Annotated in this window: 9 protein-coding genes; 5 read left to right on the top strand and 4 right to left on the bottom strand. The window is 66.7% G+C overall.

Translation table 11 applies throughout. The features are described 5' to 3' along the window. Positions 1–3: 3 nt before the first annotated feature. The 4 genes from AC07XB_RS00950 to AC07XB_RS00935 all read right to left on the bottom strand — a co-directional run bounded on the left by AC07XB_RS00950 (position 4) and on the right by AC07XB_RS00935 (position 9151). Positions 4–1887 carry a GMC family oxidoreductase gene (locus AC07XB_RS00950; protein ID WP_492828563.1) on the bottom strand — a complete coding sequence of 628 codons (1884 nt, stop codon included), beginning with the start codon at positions 1885–1887 and terminating at the stop codon, positions 4–6. Between the two features lie 21 nt (positions 1888–1908). Then, positions 1909–4410: a hypothetical protein gene (locus tag AC07XB_RS00945; RefSeq protein ID WP_492828561.1), complete on the bottom strand. Its 2502-nt coding sequence runs from the start codon at positions 4408–4410 to the stop codon at positions 1909–1911. A gap of 341 nt (positions 4411–4751) precedes the next feature. Continuing rightward, positions 4752–8402 (bottom strand): hydantoinase B/oxoprolinase family protein, encoded by a 3651-nt coding sequence (locus AC07XB_RS00940; protein WP_492828559.1) that lies wholly within the window; start codon positions 8400–8402, stop codon positions 4752–4754. A 104-nt stretch (positions 8403–8506) separates the two neighbouring features. Continuing rightward, the gene (locus AC07XB_RS00935; protein ID WP_492828557.1) at positions 8507–9151 is read right to left on the bottom strand and encodes a winged helix DNA-binding protein; all 645 of its coding nucleotides are present in this window, start codon (positions 9149–9151) and stop codon (positions 8507–8509) included. Positions 9152–9457: 306 nt separating this feature from the next. On the opposite strand from AC07XB_RS00935, the gene AC07XB_RS00930 reads away from it, so the two are divergent. From AC07XB_RS00930 to AC07XB_RS00910, 5 genes are all read left to right on the top strand, one after another. Next, positions 9458–10801 (top strand): amidase, encoded by a 1344-nt coding sequence (locus tag AC07XB_RS00930; RefSeq protein ID WP_492828555.1) that lies wholly within the window; start codon positions 9458–9460, stop codon positions 10799–10801. 146 nt (positions 10802–10947) lie between these two features. Continuing rightward, complete coding sequence (locus AC07XB_RS00925) at positions 10948–11910, top strand: TRAP transporter substrate-binding protein (RefSeq protein ID WP_492828623.1); 963 nt, start codon at positions 10948–10950, stop codon at positions 11908–11910. Positions 11911–12079: 169 nt separating this feature from the next. Further along, positions 12080–12631: a TRAP transporter small permease subunit gene (locus tag AC07XB_RS00920; protein WP_309405805.1), complete on the top strand. Its 552-nt coding sequence runs from the start codon at positions 12080–12082 to the stop codon at positions 12629–12631. Continuing rightward, positions 12631–13941 (top strand): TRAP transporter large permease, encoded by a 1311-nt coding sequence (locus tag AC07XB_RS00915; protein ID WP_253927291.1) that lies wholly within the window; start codon positions 12631–12633, stop codon positions 13939–13941. Before AC07XB_RS00920 ends, AC07XB_RS00915 begins: the two co-directional genes overlap by 1 nt. Positions 13942–13963: 22 nt before the next feature. Then, positions 13964–15253, top strand: coding sequence for a D-amino acid dehydrogenase (locus tag AC07XB_RS00910; RefSeq protein ID WP_492807540.1), 1290 nt, complete (start codon positions 13964–13966; stop codon positions 15251–15253). Position 15254: the final 1 nt, after the last annotated feature.

Below are 15254 nucleotides of genomic sequence, written 5' to 3'. Positions count from 1 at the left end.
TGCCTACACCGTCGCCGCCGCCGTCGCCGTCGCCTTCGCCTTCGCCGCGGCGTTCGCTTCGTGCAAGAGCACGTCGGCAGCCTTCTCGGCGATCATGTAGACCGCGCTGGCCAGGAAGAAGCCGGGAATCCTCGGGAAGACGGACGCGTCGACAACCCGCAGCCCGCGCGTGCCATGCACGGAAAAATCGCTGCCCAGCACGCCGCCCGCCGCACGCGCGCCGATGGCGCAACTGCACGAGGCGTGATGCCCCCAGGCGTTGTCGCGCACATAGCCGCCCAGTTCATCGTCGCTGCGCAGGTGCGCGCCAGGAAGCTGCTCCTGCGCGATCACGCCGCGCTCTGCCAGCGGCGCTGCCAGCTTGCGCACAAAGCGGATGGCGTCGATCACCGCGCGCAGATCCTCGTCCGCCCCCGCCCCGCCTTCTTCGAAATAATGGAAATTGATCAAGGGCGGCTCGAGCGGATTCGCGGAGCGCAACCGCACCGTGCCCGCGCGGTTGCGCGTGTGTGCCTTGAGAATGGCCCAGGTAAGCGCATCGTCGCTCTGGGCGAATAGCTTGGAGTAACCCGGGAAGTAGCCGGTGAAATGCTCAACCAGCGCCATGCAGAACACATCCGGTGCGGGCGCGGATTTGCGCGAGCGCCGTGCGACCGCGATCGCCACGCCGTTGGAGGTGTAGACCCCATGCCGGCGGTCGCGCCAGCTGCAATAGGCCGGATCATCCTTCTGGAAGCGGGCGCCATCGAGGATGCGCCACGGCTGGGCCATCCGGCTTACCACGCCCACCTCATAGCGATCCTGGAGATTGCGCCCGACGCCCGGCAAATCCACCTTCACGGCAATGCCGTGCGCCCGAAGGTGCTCGGCAGGGCCGATGCCCGACAGCATCAGCAGTTGCGGCGTATTGAACGCCCCGCCCGCCAGGATCACCTCACGGCGCGCGTGCACTTCATGGCGTACGCCGGGCGCCGTGCTTGGCGAGACGTGGGCCTGGTAGAGGCGCTTGCCCTTCAGGTATTCGACACCGGTCGCCGTGCCGTGCGCGTCTAGCAGCACGCGCGTGGCCAGCGCGTCCATCTCGATATGCAAGCACGACGGCAGGCGGGTCGCCACATCCAGCACCCGTTCGCGCGCGCCGTGGCGCGCATGCCCGCGCGTGGAAAGCGGCGTATAGCAAACGCCTTTGAAACATCGCCTTGCCCAGATCCTGGCGTTCGGATCGCCCTGCCAGCGCAAGAAGCTCAGGACCGCATGCAGGCGCCGCGGCACGCTGCGCGCCGCCAGTTCCATGGAGCCCAGGATCAGGCGCGTGAGCGCATTGTCGGCCAGCGCTTCGAGCGGGAACGCGCGCTCGGTGCTGAGCCATCCGTCCCAGCCGTGCGCCGTGGGATCGAAGCCAAGGCGGCGCGCGAGCGCCCACAGCGGACGGTGCCGGCATTGCTCCAGCGTCTTGGCATACCGGCGCATGCGAGCGGCTTTCCACGAGTGGTCGCCGGTCAGCTCGGCAATGCCGTCCCAGTCCGAGTCGTGCGGGTAGAGGAAGATCATCGCGTTGTGCGCGGTGCAGCCGCCGAGCGTCGCCGCCCGGGGATAGAGCACGCCTTCGCTGCCGTACTTCGGGTCCCTGCGCTGCTGCGCATCGTCCGCGTAGTGGCGCACGAAAAAATTCCAGCTCATGGCCGGATTCTCGGAGGCGCAGGCATGAAACGCCGGCACCTCGTAATCCTCCGGCATGCAAGCCGTGCCAGGCTCGCGCGCATCGTTGCCGGCCTCGAGCAGGAATACGCGCATGCCGGCCTCCGCCAGCCGCGCGGCGAGCGTGCCGCCCCCCGCGCCGGAACCGACGATCACGTAATCCCATGCTTGTTCGCCTGGAGCAGACATATCCCCGCCGCGCCGCCTACGTCAAAACGTCTTGAGAAAGGCAATCAAGGCCCGTTTTTCGTCATCGCTCAATACCGGCTCCTGCCCGAACGATTGCTCATCGGCGCTCAGGCCGGCCTGGTTGTTGAACTCCGCCGTGCCGAAGTAATGGCCGCGGTTCACGACAAAATCCGGGCACTTGCTGAGTGCCAGCATCGGCTTGACCAGATCGGCGTAGGTCTTGCCCAGATCCGCGTCGGTCGCACCCTCCGGCACGGAGGCCAGGTCCGATCTCAGCTTGAGCGCAAGCCCCACCACCTTGGCCGCATGCTCGGCCTTGGCCCCGACGTCGGTGGTCTCCGATAGCGGCTGGATATTGGCCAGCAGGTTGACCGGCATCTGCCTGGGCGCCGGCCCGATCGTCACATCGCCGCTCGCCCCCACCAGCCACGGCGCATAGCGGTGCATGAAGCCCTGCAATGGCTGGAGCGCGTCCGGCACGAAGCCCTCCGGCACCGTAATCTGGCTGCGCTCGGTAGTGCGATCGATGGTGCCCGGCACCTTGGCGCCCAGGATGTCGTCATGCACGCGCTTCTCGGGCCAGAGCAGCTGCTCGATGGACGCATCGAAGACCTGGATACGGCTGGCGACCGACGGATCCTCGCTGAAGGGTCCAAGCGCGTTGTTAAGCAGGAACGGCGCCGTCGACCAAATGCTGATCAGCGAGGGCACGCGGGTATAGCCACGGCCGCCCGCCGGCATCCGGTATTGCCAGCGCTCGCCGGTGAAGGGGTCGTTGAGGGTAACGCTACCCACCGAGGGCAGCATCTTGTACGACTCCGACGAAAAGTTGTCCCAGATATTTCCGCGCAGTGCATTGGTCGCGAGCGGGCTGCACACGTTGGTCCGCAGCAGCGTGGCGGGAATGCGCGCATCGGACGACAGATAGTTGCCCGCCAGGAAGTCCGGCGCTTTGACCACCTCGCGCATCTGCGTTTTGAATTCGTCCGTCTGCGTCCATTTCCAGTACCGCATGAAGCAGGCGAGATAGTTCGGGCCCGCGCAGTTCTGCAGGTTCAGGCTGGCCGGCGGCGGCGGCGCCTTGCTGGAATGACAACGCGCGCAAGTGTCGGCGAACACGAGCTTGCCCCGGTCGAGCATCTGCGCGCCGGCCGGCGTGGAAGTATCCGCCAGGAAGCCAGCGCCGCCCGGGGCATCGCTCAAGTGGTCCGGCGGGGTCGCCTTCAGCAGGAACAGCGCCATATTGATCGTGCCGGCTTCCGTCGCCTTCCAGTAGCTCGAGTTCTTCTGCGCCACGGCGAGCTCGATGGGCGAGATCGCCTTGCCGCCGAGGATGGGATTGAAGTGCAGCAGCCATTCCTCGCTGAACAGGCCGATATTCAGGTACACCCGGTTCAATGCGCCCAGCACGCCGACCGAATCGGCGCCGTCCTTGAGGACATGCGGCGTCCATACCGTGTCGGGCGGCGTGTAGAACTGCGTCAACGCGCCGGTCTTGACGAAGTCGTTGAGCTGCCGGTTGTTCAGCTCGCCCCCGGCCAGTTTTTCTTCGCCGATGCGCCTGGCCACGCCCATGCGCGACATCAGGTCGTAGAGTGCGTTCATGGTGCGGGGGTTGTTGATGTTGTCCGTGGACACCAGCGAAGTATCCATGGTGCCCGGGCGGAAGGTATGCACGAGCTGGAACATGAAGTTCTGCCGGCCTTCGGGCGTCGATGCGTTATGGATGAACAGCCGGTCCACCCACATGTACTGCGCGCCCACCGTGGAACTCAGCTCGGGCCATTGCGGGTGCGCGGGGTCCCCGGGGGGATGGATCGGGCTCGGGCCCACGTGGCAAAAACCGCAGGCCATGCCAACGCGGTAGGGCCGCACGAGATCCGCGCGATTGTAGTACTTGGGATCGGTGTAATAGCGCCGCGGATCCCATGCCTTCGCAGCCTTCTCGTCAAAGGCCGGGTTGGGGAACAGCCGCAAGCCGACGATGCCCGTGGGGTAGCCGTAGTAAGAGCCCACCGGCAGCTTCGCGCCATTGGCGAACGTGGTGCCGCGCGCGCCAATCTTGACGCCCGGATAGGCTTGCTCGTTCTCGAAGGGATCGGCCGGGCAATCCTTGACCCGTTGGTCCAGCCACAGCCCGAAGCGCTGCGGATCGGGCCCTGCGGGTTTTTCGAAGCAGGGCTCGTTGAGCAGGCCCAGATAGCGCCAGCGGGTGTCGCGGGAATAGCCCTGGCTCGGATGCGAGCTGATGGACTTGAGCAGGTCGAACGCACCGAACGTGAAGTTCGTCATGTCGTCCCAGAACCGGTCGTTGCCGCCGCTCCACACCAGCCACATATTGCGGCCGGCGATTTCTTCCTGGGTCAGCGCAACGCCACGATCCATGTCGTGGAAATAGTCTTCCGATGCGTGCCGGAACGTTTCCGGGCCCCGGCCGGCCTGCTTCGCCTCGTCAAGGACGCGGCCCGGCTCCGGCTTGGTACACCCGCCCGCGGCGAGCGCGCCAATCAATGCGCCAATCAATGCGATACCAAGAACGATTGATCTGCTGCGTGGCGTCACTGCGGTCCCTCCCTTGCCCCCCGGGAAGGACCACTTGCTGCACGATGGCCTCGCCCCCCAGGGTCTTCATAAACCTAGGAATCACCTGAGGATAAGTCAAGGAGTTTGCTGCAACGCGATGTGTCCGGCAGCGACGCCCGGCGCGCCAAACCTGGCAAAAACGATGGATCGAAAATTCAGGAAGTGACGAAAGACTGATCTGTGGGAAATGAATGGAAATGAATGCGAGTGTAAATTCGCCGCGCCAGCGAAGCCCGTGCGACGAGCCGGCGCATTGCACCCCGGCTCGCCCCGCCACGCCCTTACACCTTGCCGTAGCCCCCGCCTCCCGGCGTTTCCACCACGAAGACATCGCCCGCTTGCATCTCGCAACGCCCGACATGGCCCAGCGCTTGCTCGCTCCCGTCACCCCGCACCACGTAGTTGCGGCCCATCGCGCCGGGCTCGCCGCCGGCCATGCCGAACGGCGCATGCAAGCGGTTGTTGGACAGGATCGACGCCGTCATCGGCTCCAGGAAGCGCACCTTGCGGATGCCGCCGTTGCCGCCGTGCCACTGCCCCGCGCCACCCGAGCCGGGCCGGATCTCATAGCTCTCCAGCCGCACCGGGAAGCGCCATTCCAGCACCTCGGGGTCGGTCAGGCGCGAGTTGGTCATATTGGTCTGCACCACGTCGCAGCCGTTGAAACCCTGCCCCGCGCCGCTGCCGCCGGAGATGGTCTCGTAGTACTGGTAGCGCGCGTTGCCGAAAGTGAAATTGTTCATGGTGCCCTGGCTGGCCGCCACCACGCCCAGCGCGCCATAAAGCGCGTTGGTGATGCACGATGACGTTTCCACATTGCCCGACACCACCGAGGCCGGATAGCGCGGATTGAGCATGGAGCCTTCGGGGATGATCACGTTGATCGGCTTGAGGCAGCCGGCATTGAGCGGAATGTCCTCGTTGACCAGCGTGCGGAACACGTAGAGCACGGCCGCCATGCAGACCGCGCGCGGCGCGTTGAAGTTGTTGGGCAGTTGCGCCGAAGTACCGGTGAAGTCCACCACGGCTTCGCGTCTGGCCTGATCCACGGTCACGCGTACCTGGATTTGCGCGCCATTATCCAGCGGGTAGCGGTAGGCGCCGTCCTTCAGCGCGGTGATGACCCGGCGCACGGCTTCCTCGGCGTTGTCCTGCACATGGCCCATATAGGCGCGCACCACCGGCAGGCCGAACTGCACCACCATCTTGCGCAGCTCTTCCACGCCCTTGGCGTTGGCCGCCACCTGGGCGCGCAGGTCGGCCATGTTCTGGTCGATATTGCGGGCCGGGTAGCGCGCGCCCGCCAGCAGTGCGCGCATGCCGGCATCGTCGAGCACACCGGCCTTCACCAGCGGAAAGTTGTCGATCATCACGCCCTCTTCCTCCACCACCGTGGAGTCCGGCGGCATCGAGCCCGGCGTGATGCCGCCGATATCCGCATGGTGGCCGCGCGAGCCAACGTAGAAGAGGATCTCCGCGCCAGCCTCGTCGAAGACCGGCGTGATCACCGTCACGTCCGGCAGATGCGTGCCGCCGTTGTACGGGTCGTTGAGCACGTAGACATCGCCATCGGCCATGTGCCCGGCATTGCGCGTGATCACGGTCTTGATGCTCTCGCCCATCGAGCCCAGGTGCACCGGCATGTGCGGGGCATTGGCGATCAGGTTGCCGCCGGCATCGAAGATGGCGCAGGAGAAGTCGAGCCGTTCCTTGATGTTGACCGAGTACGCCGTGTTTTGCAGCCGCTGGCCCATCTGCTCGGCGATCGACATGAACAGGTTGTTGAACACTTCCAGCATGACCGGATCGGCGTCGGTGCCCATGGCGCGCCGCTGGGGACGCGGCACCGTGCGGGTCAGCACCAGGTGGTCGCGCGCGGTCAGCTCAGCCTGCCAGCCGGGCTCGACCACCGTGGTGGCGTTGCGCTCGGCAATGATGGCGGGGCCCGGCAGCACGTCGCCGGGGCGCAGCGTATCGCGCGGGAACAGGCCGGTGTCGTGCCAGGCGCCGCCGCTGAACACGCGCACCAGTTCCGCCGGCACGGGCCCGCCGGTGCGCGGCTGCGCGTCGGGCAGTTTCTCCTCGGGCGGCTCGCTGCTGCCGATGGCTTCCACCGACAGGGCTTCCACGACCAGGGGCTTGCCTTGCATCAGGAAGGCATAGCGCTGGCGGTACGCGGCATCGAACGCCGCCTGCATGGCAGGCAAGGTGCCGAACGGCACCACCAGCGCCGAATCCGTGCCCTCATAGCGCAGGTGCGCACGGCGCACCACATCGATCTGCGCCTCGGCGACTTCCTGCTCCAGCAGTTCCTGCCGCGCTTCGCTTGCCAGCGCATCGAGCGTGGCTTGCAACGCGGGCAATGCGCTGTCGTCCAGGCGCGTCTCCACGGCGCGCTCGCGCATGGCGGTTCGGTCGGCCAGGCCCATGCCGTAGGCCGACAATACGCCCGCCAGCGGATGCACGAACACGGTCTGCATGCCGAGGGCGTCCGCCACCAGGCAGGCATGCTGCCCGCCGGCGCCGCCGAAGGTGGTCAGTGTGTAGCCGGTCACGTCGTGGCCGCGCTGCACGGAGATCTGCTTGATGGCATTGGCCATATTACCGACCGCGATCTCGATGAAGCCTTCGGCCACCTGCTCGGCGCTGCGTTGATCGCCGGTCGCTTCCGTTACCGCTTGCGCCAGCGCCGCGAACCTGGCCACCACCGTGTCGCGGTCCAGCGCGGCATCGGCGCGCGGGCCGAACACCGCGGGAAAATGCCGCGGCTGGATCTTGCCGAGCATGACATTGCAGTCGGTCACGGCCAGCGGGCCGCCGCGCCGGTAGCTCGCCGGCCCCGGGTTGGCGCCGGCCGAATCGGGGCCGACGCGGAAACGGCTGCCGTCAAAATGCAGGATGGAGCCGCCGCCGGCGGCCACCGTGTGGATGCTCATCATGGGCGCGCGCATGCGCACGCCCGCCACGCTGGTCTCGAACACGCGCTCGAAATCGTTGGGATGATCGCCGTTGAAGTGCGAGACATCGGTCGACGTGCCACCCATGTCGAAGCCGATGATGCGCCCAAAGCCCGCGCTCTGCGACGAGCGCACCATGCCGACGATGCCACCGGCCGGGCCGGACAGGATGGCGTCCTTGCCCTGGAAGCGGTGCGCATCGGTCAGCCCGCCGCTGCTCTGCATGAACTGCAGGCGCACGCCCGGCATCTGCTGCTCCACTTGCCCGACATAGCGGCGCAGGATCGGCGACAGGTAGGCGTCCACCACCGTGGTATCGCCACGCGAGACCAGCTTCATCAGTGGCGACACCTGGTGCGAGACGGAAATCTGCGTAAATCCGGTCTCGCGGGCGATCCGCGCGGCGGCCTGCTCGTGCGCCGCCTGGCGGTAGCCGTGCAGGAACACGATGGCGATGGCGCGGATGCCGCTGTCGAATACACGCAGCATATCGGCGCGCAGCGCGGCTTCGTCGAGCGGCGTCACCGTTTCGCCCTGCGCATCCAGGCGCTCGCCCACCTCCACGACTTCGCGGTAGAGCAGCTCCGGCAGCACGATGTTCAGGTCAAACAGGCGCGGCCTGTTCTGGTAGGCGATGCGCAGCGCATCGCGAAAGCCGCGCGTGATGAACAGCGCCACCGGCTCGCCCTTGCGCTCCAGCAAGGCATTGGTCGCAACGGTGGTGCCCATCTTCACCACTTCCACCTGCGCCGGCGTGACCGGCTCGCCCGGCGCCAGCCCCAGCAAGTGGCGGATGCCGGCCACGGCGGCATCGCTGTACTGCTCCGGGTTCTCGGATAACAGCTTGTGCGTGACCACCGTGCCGTCCGGCTGGAGCCCCACCACATCGGTGAAGGTGCCGCCGCGATCTATCCAGAATTGCCAGCGGCGACGGTCCGAAACAACGGCGGCGGAGGATGGCAGCGACTTCGGCATACGGGGGCTTCCTTCTAGGGCGTGATGGAGATGTCGGGAAAAAACGGGCGGCCATGCGGCGGCGCGGCCGGGGCGCAGGCCGGTCGCGCGCGATGTGCTTGCTGCTACAGGGACGTTGCCGAGCGTGCGGCCTGCTCGTACAGGCCGGTCAGCACACGCAGCAGCCGTGCCAGCTCGCCGATCTCCACGTTCTCGGCACTGCCGGCGGAGAAATTGCTGGTCAGGCATTGCTCGCGGATCTCGCGGTAGCGTGCGCAGGCCTGGGTGCCGGCGGAGGTGGTGATGTAGGTGGCTTCCTTGCCGATGCGCTCGCCCTCCACCAGTGCCAGGCCCTGCAGCTTCTTGAGCGCGTAGGTGACCAGGTGGGTGTCCTCGACGTTGAGCACGAAGCAGATATCGGCGAGCCGCTTGGGGCGCGCCCGGTGGTTGACGTGATGCAGCACCAGCACGTCCAGGAAGGTCAGGTCGCGCACGCCGGAGGCGCCCATGCAGCGTACCACCCAGCGGCTGTAGGCGTTGTAGGCCGTGTTCAGGCCGAACTCGAACTCCGACAGCTCCGGGCTGCGCTCCGACACCAGGTGCGAAGACGAAACGATATTGGGGCCCGACGGATGCGCCAGCGCGCTGGCCGCAGATCTGGCGGGCGCTTGGCCACCCTCGGCTTGATCGGCTACTGGCTCGGTTGCTGGCTGAGTTGCTGGCTGAGTTGCTGGCTGAGTTGCTGGCTGAGTTGCTGGCTTACGCGCCATGTCTTCACTCCTTTCAGGGGTCGGTGTACGCACGGAACGACAAGGATGACTAGGTGTATCCCCGATGTCCCGGCCACCATATTTGGCTTGACAGTTTATTAACAAATTATGAGGATAAACACAAAATAAATCCAAGCAAAACATCGGGGATGTCACCGTGGATTCTGCACGAAAAAAGGGCGGGGAACGCGGGTTGCGCACTATCGCGGAGACGCAGGCGTGCCCCGCCATGGGCTGGTTGCGCAGCGCGGACGCACTCGATAGACTCGATCGGACCCCTCCTGAGCGCGACTGATCGCGAGCCCCATGCCCACGGATATCCATACATTACAGACAAAACTTCGCGATGGCGCGATCTCCCGCGCCGACGTGATCGCCCAGGCTGCGCAGCACGCGCAACAGCCGGACGCGCACGCCGTGTTCCTGCATACCACCTTCGACACCGCCGCGCAGGTCGCCAAGGCCGCCGACGCGGCCTGCCGGGCGGGCAAGCCGCTGCATCCGCTGGCCGGCCTGCCGGTCTCGGTCAAGGACCTGTTCAACATCGCCGGCGAAACCTCGCGCGCAGGCTCGCCGGTGCGCAGCGACGCGCTGGCGGCCACGGCCGACGCCACGGTGGTGCGCCGGCTGCGCGAGAGCGGCGCGGCGCTGGTCGGGCGCACCAACATGACCGAGTTCGCCTTCTCGGGCGTGGGCATCAACCCGCATTTCGGCACGCCGGTGAACCCCGCGGACAAGCAGGTCGCGCGCATTCCCGGCGGCTCGTCGTCGGGCGCCGCGGTGTCCGTGGCGCTGGGCCTGGCCGCGGCGGGGCTGGGCAGCGACACCGGCGGCTCCATCCGCATCCCGGCTGCCCTGTGCGGGCTGACCGGCTTCAAGCCGACCGCCCGGCGCGTGCCGCTGGATGGCGCCTTCCCGCTCTCCTATACGCTGGACACCGCCTGCGCCATGGCGCGCACGGTGCAGGATTGCGTGCTGGTGGACAGCGTGATCGCCGACCAGGCGGTGCTCCCCGTCATCAAGGCCGCGGCGGGTATCCGACTGGCCATCCCGCGCCAGGTCCTGCTCGACGGACTCGATGACACGGTGGCGCGCGCGTTCGACCGCGCCCTCGGCCGGCTGTCCGCGGCCGGCGTGCAGATCGAGCACATCGACCTGCCGGAGCTGGCCGAGCTGGCCAGCATCAACGCCGGCGGCGGCTTCACCGCCGCCGAGGCGCATGCCATCCACCGCCACGTGCTGGCCACGCGGCGCGAGCAATACGATCCGCGCGTCGCCTCGCGCATCGACCGCGGCGCGGCCATGAGCGCGGCCGACTACGTGGACCTGATGCGCGCCCGCCTCGACTGGATCGCGCGGGTAGCAGTTCGCATCGAAGGCTTCGACGCCGTGGCCTGCCCCACCGTGCCGATGGTGGCGCCGCCGATCGCCCCCCTGGTGGCGGACGACGATTTGTTCTTCCGCACCAACGCCCTGCTGCTGCGCAATACGTCGGCGTTCAACTTCCTCGATGGCTGCTCCATCTCGCTGCCCTGCCACCAGCCGGACGAGCTGCCCGTGGGCCTGATGCTCTCGCACGGTGCGTTGCGCGACGCGCAACTGCTGGGCACGGCAATTGCATTGGAATCCATCATCAAGCCGGCGGCCTGAGGCGCCGCGGCAAGGACAGAGGTAACCCGCGCCACCCCTGAGCCAGGTGGCGCGGGCAAGACGACTTCAGAACAAAATCCAAGACAAACGTAGCCGCAACGACAAACCAGGAGAGATCGATGCAAGGGAAGGCCACACTGAAGTGCATGTTGCTGGGCGGGGTGCTTGCCACCGCTGCCGTGATGACGTCGGCCGCGCGGGCGGATACCAAATGGGACCTGCCAACCGGCTACCCGGTGAGCAACCTCCACACCGAAAACCTGCAGCAGATGGCCACCGACGTGGAGAAGGCCACCGGCGGCAAGCTCAAGATCGTGATCCATCCCAACGGCTCACTGCTCAAGGCCAACGAGATCAAGCGCGGCGTGCAGACCGGCCAGGTGCAGATGGGCGAGATCCTGATGTCGCTGCTGGCCAACGAGAACCCGGTGTTCGGCGTGGACGCGGTGCCCTTCCTGGCGACCAGCTACCAGGACTCCTACAAGCTGTGGCAGGCCTCGCGCGCGGTCACTGACAAGGTGCTGGACAAGCAAGGCATGAAGCTGCTGTACGCGGTGGCCTGGCCGCCGCAAGGCATCTACGCCAACAAGCCGATCAACACCGCGGCCGACATGAAAGGCCTCAAGTGGCGCGCGTATAACCCCGCCACCTCCAAGATCGCCGAACTGGTGGGCGCACAGCCGGTGACCATCCAGGCAGCCGACCTGGCGCAGGCGCTCGCCACCGGCACCGTCAATTCGTTCATGTCCTCGGGCGCCACGGGCGTGGACACCAAGGTCTGGGAGAGCGTGAAGTACTTCTACACCGTCGATGCCTGGCTGCCCAAGAACATGCTGGTGGTCAGCAAGAAGTCCTTCGCGGCGCTGGACAAGCCAACCCAGGATGCCCTGCTCAAGACGGTGGCCGAAGCCGAGAAGCGCGGCTGGCAGATCTCGGAGCAAAAGACGCGTGAATACCTGGCCGTGCTTGGCAAGAACGGCATGACGGTGCAGCCGCCCTCGCCCCAGTTGAAGCAAGACATGCAGAAGCTTGGCCAGGTGATGGTGGAAGAATGGGCCAAGGGCGCCGGCGACGACGGCAAGGCCATCCTGGACGCATACAAGAAGTAGGCGTTGCCGTCATTGCCATAGTTGGCGCTGTAGTTGGCGCCGTAGTCAGTGCCCTAGCGAGAATCAAGCGATCCGTATCCGGCCACGGCGGCGTTGCACGCCGGCGTGGCCCTGCTGCCGCAAGCCTCCCGCGCCCTCTTTTTCACCGCATCAACCCTCCCCACTCGCCATGGAAGCCACTTCCGTCAACAAGCGCTGGCTGGACCGGCTGCTTGACCTGTTCGCCGTGCTCGGCGCGCTGTGCATCCTCGGGGTCTGCCTCATCATGATCCTGATGTCGTTCTCGCGCGAGACCACGTTTATCTTCAAGGGCGGCGACGACATCGTTGCGTGGCTGTGCGCCGCCTCCGCCTTTCTCGTACTTGGCCAGACCTTCCAGCACGGCGGCATCGTGCGCGTGGAAATGCTGCTGGAGGCCGTCAAGCCGCGCGTGCGCTGGTGGCTGGAGCTGATCTCGCTGACCATCTGCGCGGTGTTCGCCGCCTACGCGACCTGGGCCTTGTTCAGCTTCGCCTGGGCGAGCTGGGAGATCGGCGATGTGTCGCAGGGCCAGATCGTGGTGCCGCTGTGGATTCCGCAGAGCTTTGCGGTGCTGGGCTGCGCCGGCTTCATGCTAGCGGTGCTGGACGAACTGTTGCGCGTGGCGCGCAAGCAAAAGCCGCGCTACCAGCTGGCGCAGGAAGCCAAGCTGGCCGCCGGCGACTTCGGGGAGACCGTCTGATGAGCACCGTCCTGATTTCCCTGATCCTGCTGGTGGTGATGATCGGCTTCCTGGTCATCGGCGCGTGGATTCCCGTGGCCATTGCCGTCACCTCCTGGGTGGGGCTGGTGGTGTTTGCCGATCGCGATGCGCTGGTCAACCTGGCCAATGCGTGGTGGTCGTCCAGCGCGTCGTATACGCTGGCCTCGCTGCCGCTCTTTGTGTGGATGGGCGAGATACTGTTTCGCACCAAGCTGTCCGAGCAGATGTTCAACGGGCTCTCGCCGTGGTTGAACTGGCTCCCCGGGCGCCTGATGCACGTCAACATCCTGGGCTGCGGCATCTTCGGCTCGGTGTCGGGCTCGTCTGCCGCCACCTGCGCCACCATCGCCAAGTCGGCGTTGCCCGAGCTGACCCGGCGCGGCTACGATGAGCGCGTGACGCTGGGCTCGCTGTCGTGCGCTGGCACGCTCGGCATCCTGATCCCGCCTTCGATCACCATGGTGGTCTATGCGGTCTCGGCCGATGTGTCGATCATCCGCGTGTTCCTGGCCGGTTTCCTGCCCGGCCTGCTGCTGATGCTGCTGTTCTCCGGCTACATCGTGGTGTGGGCGCTGTCGAACCCGGACAAGACGCCGAAGGCGGAAGTCTTCAACTGGCGCTCGCGGCTCGCCTCGATCCGCCAGTTGATGCCGTGCATCGTGCTGATCGCCTTTATCACGTGGATCATGATCACCGGCTACTCCACCGCCACGGAAGCGGCCGCCTACGGCGTGGTGGCGTCGCTGGCGCTGGCGTGGGTGGGCGGCTCGCTCACGCGCAAGGCGTTCTGGGAAAGCCTGATGTCGGCCACCCGGCTGACCGCCATGATCATGTTCGTGCTGGGCGCAACCTCGTTCCTGTCGGTGACCATGAGCTTTACGGGCATCCCGCGCGCGCTGGCGGAATGGGTGGCCTCGATGCACCTGTCGCCCTGGGCGCTGATCGCCGTGCTGACCGTGATCTACATCCTGCTGGGCACCGCGCTCGATGGCATTTCCATGATCGCGCTGACCACCGCCACGGTGCTGCCGATGGTGCAGGCCGCGGGCTTCGATCTGGTATGGTTCGGGATATTCATCGTGCTGCTGGTGGAGATCGCCGAGGTGACGCCACCCGTGGGGTTCAACCTGTTCGTGCTGCAGAGCATGACAGGCAAGGACAGTAACTACATAGCGCGGGTCTCGCTGCCGTTCTTCATGATGATGGTGGTGGCCATCGGCATCGTCACCGTGTGGCCGGAGATCGTCACCTGGCTGCCCGATGTGGTGATGCAAAAAGAGCTGAAGTAACTGAAGTAACCTACGGAGCGCCATGCATGTGATCGTCATCGGCGCCGGTGTCATCGGCGTGTGCTCCGCGTGGTACCTGCGCGAGGCTGGCTTCGACGTAACCGTGGTCGAGCGGCGCGCCGCGCCGGCGCAAGAGTCGAGCTTCGGCAACGCTGGCGTGATCGCACCGGGCTATGTCACACCCTGGGCGGCGCCCGGCATGCCGGGCAAGGTGCTGCGCAACCTCTTCGCCAGCACCTCGCCCGTGCTGTTCCGGCCCAGCGCCGATCCGGCCATGTGGCGCTGGATCGCGCGCTGGCTGGGCGAATGCACGCTGGAGCGCTACCGTCTCAACAAGCTGCGCATGCAGCGCCTGGCCTTCTACAGCCGCGAATGCCTGCATGCGCTGCGCGGCCAGCTCCAGATCGACTACGAGCAATCTCAAGGCTACCTGCAGCTGTTCCGTACCCAGCGCGACCGGGATCTCGCCGAGCCGGCGCTGGCCCTGCTGCGCGAGCACAAGGTGCCGCACCGGCTGGTCGACGCCGACGGCTGCCGGCGCATCGAGCCTGGCCTGACCACCGACACGCCGCTGGCCGGCGGGTTGCATCTTCCCGAGGACGAATCCGGCAATTGCCCGATGTTCGTGCGCCGGCTGCGCGTGCTGGCCGAGGCCGCGGGCGTGCGCTTTGTCATGGACTGCGACGCCAGCGCGCTGCGGCCGTTGCCGGGCGGCAAGCTCTCGCTTGACCTGCGCAGCACCGGTGCCGGCGATGCCCGCGGCGCGCGCGAAACGCTCACCGCCGATCGCGTGCTGGTCAGTGCAGGCATAGCCAGCGCCGCGCTGTTGCGCCCGCTGGGCCTGCGCATCCCCCTCTACCCCGTCAAAGGCTATTCCGCCACCGTGCAGGTCAGCGACGAGCTGCAGGCGCCGCTGGGCGCGCTGATGGACGAGTCGTACAAGGTCGCCATCACCCGCATGGGCAACCGCCTGCGCATTGCCGGCACCGCCGAGCTCGGCTCGCGCAAGCTCGACTTGCGCCCCGCGGCCATCAACACCTTGCTCAAGGTGGCGCGCGACTGGTTCCCGGTTGCAGGCCACTATGGCACGGCCACGCTGTGGGCCGGCGCCCGCCCGATGCTGCCCGATGGCCCGCCGCTGATCGGCGCCACGGCCGTGCCCGGGCTCTACCTCAACCTGGGCCACGGCTCCACCGGCTGGGCGATGGCATGCGGCTCCGGGCGCATTGCCGCCGACCTGATCGCAGGCAATCGCCCCGGCATCGACCTGGATGGCCTGACCCCCGACCGCTACGGCTTAGGCCCACGCTGAC

This window comes from Cupriavidus sp. GW821-FHT02F09 (assembly GCF_059421605.1).
This window is presented reverse-complemented; position numbering and strand designations above follow the sequence as displayed.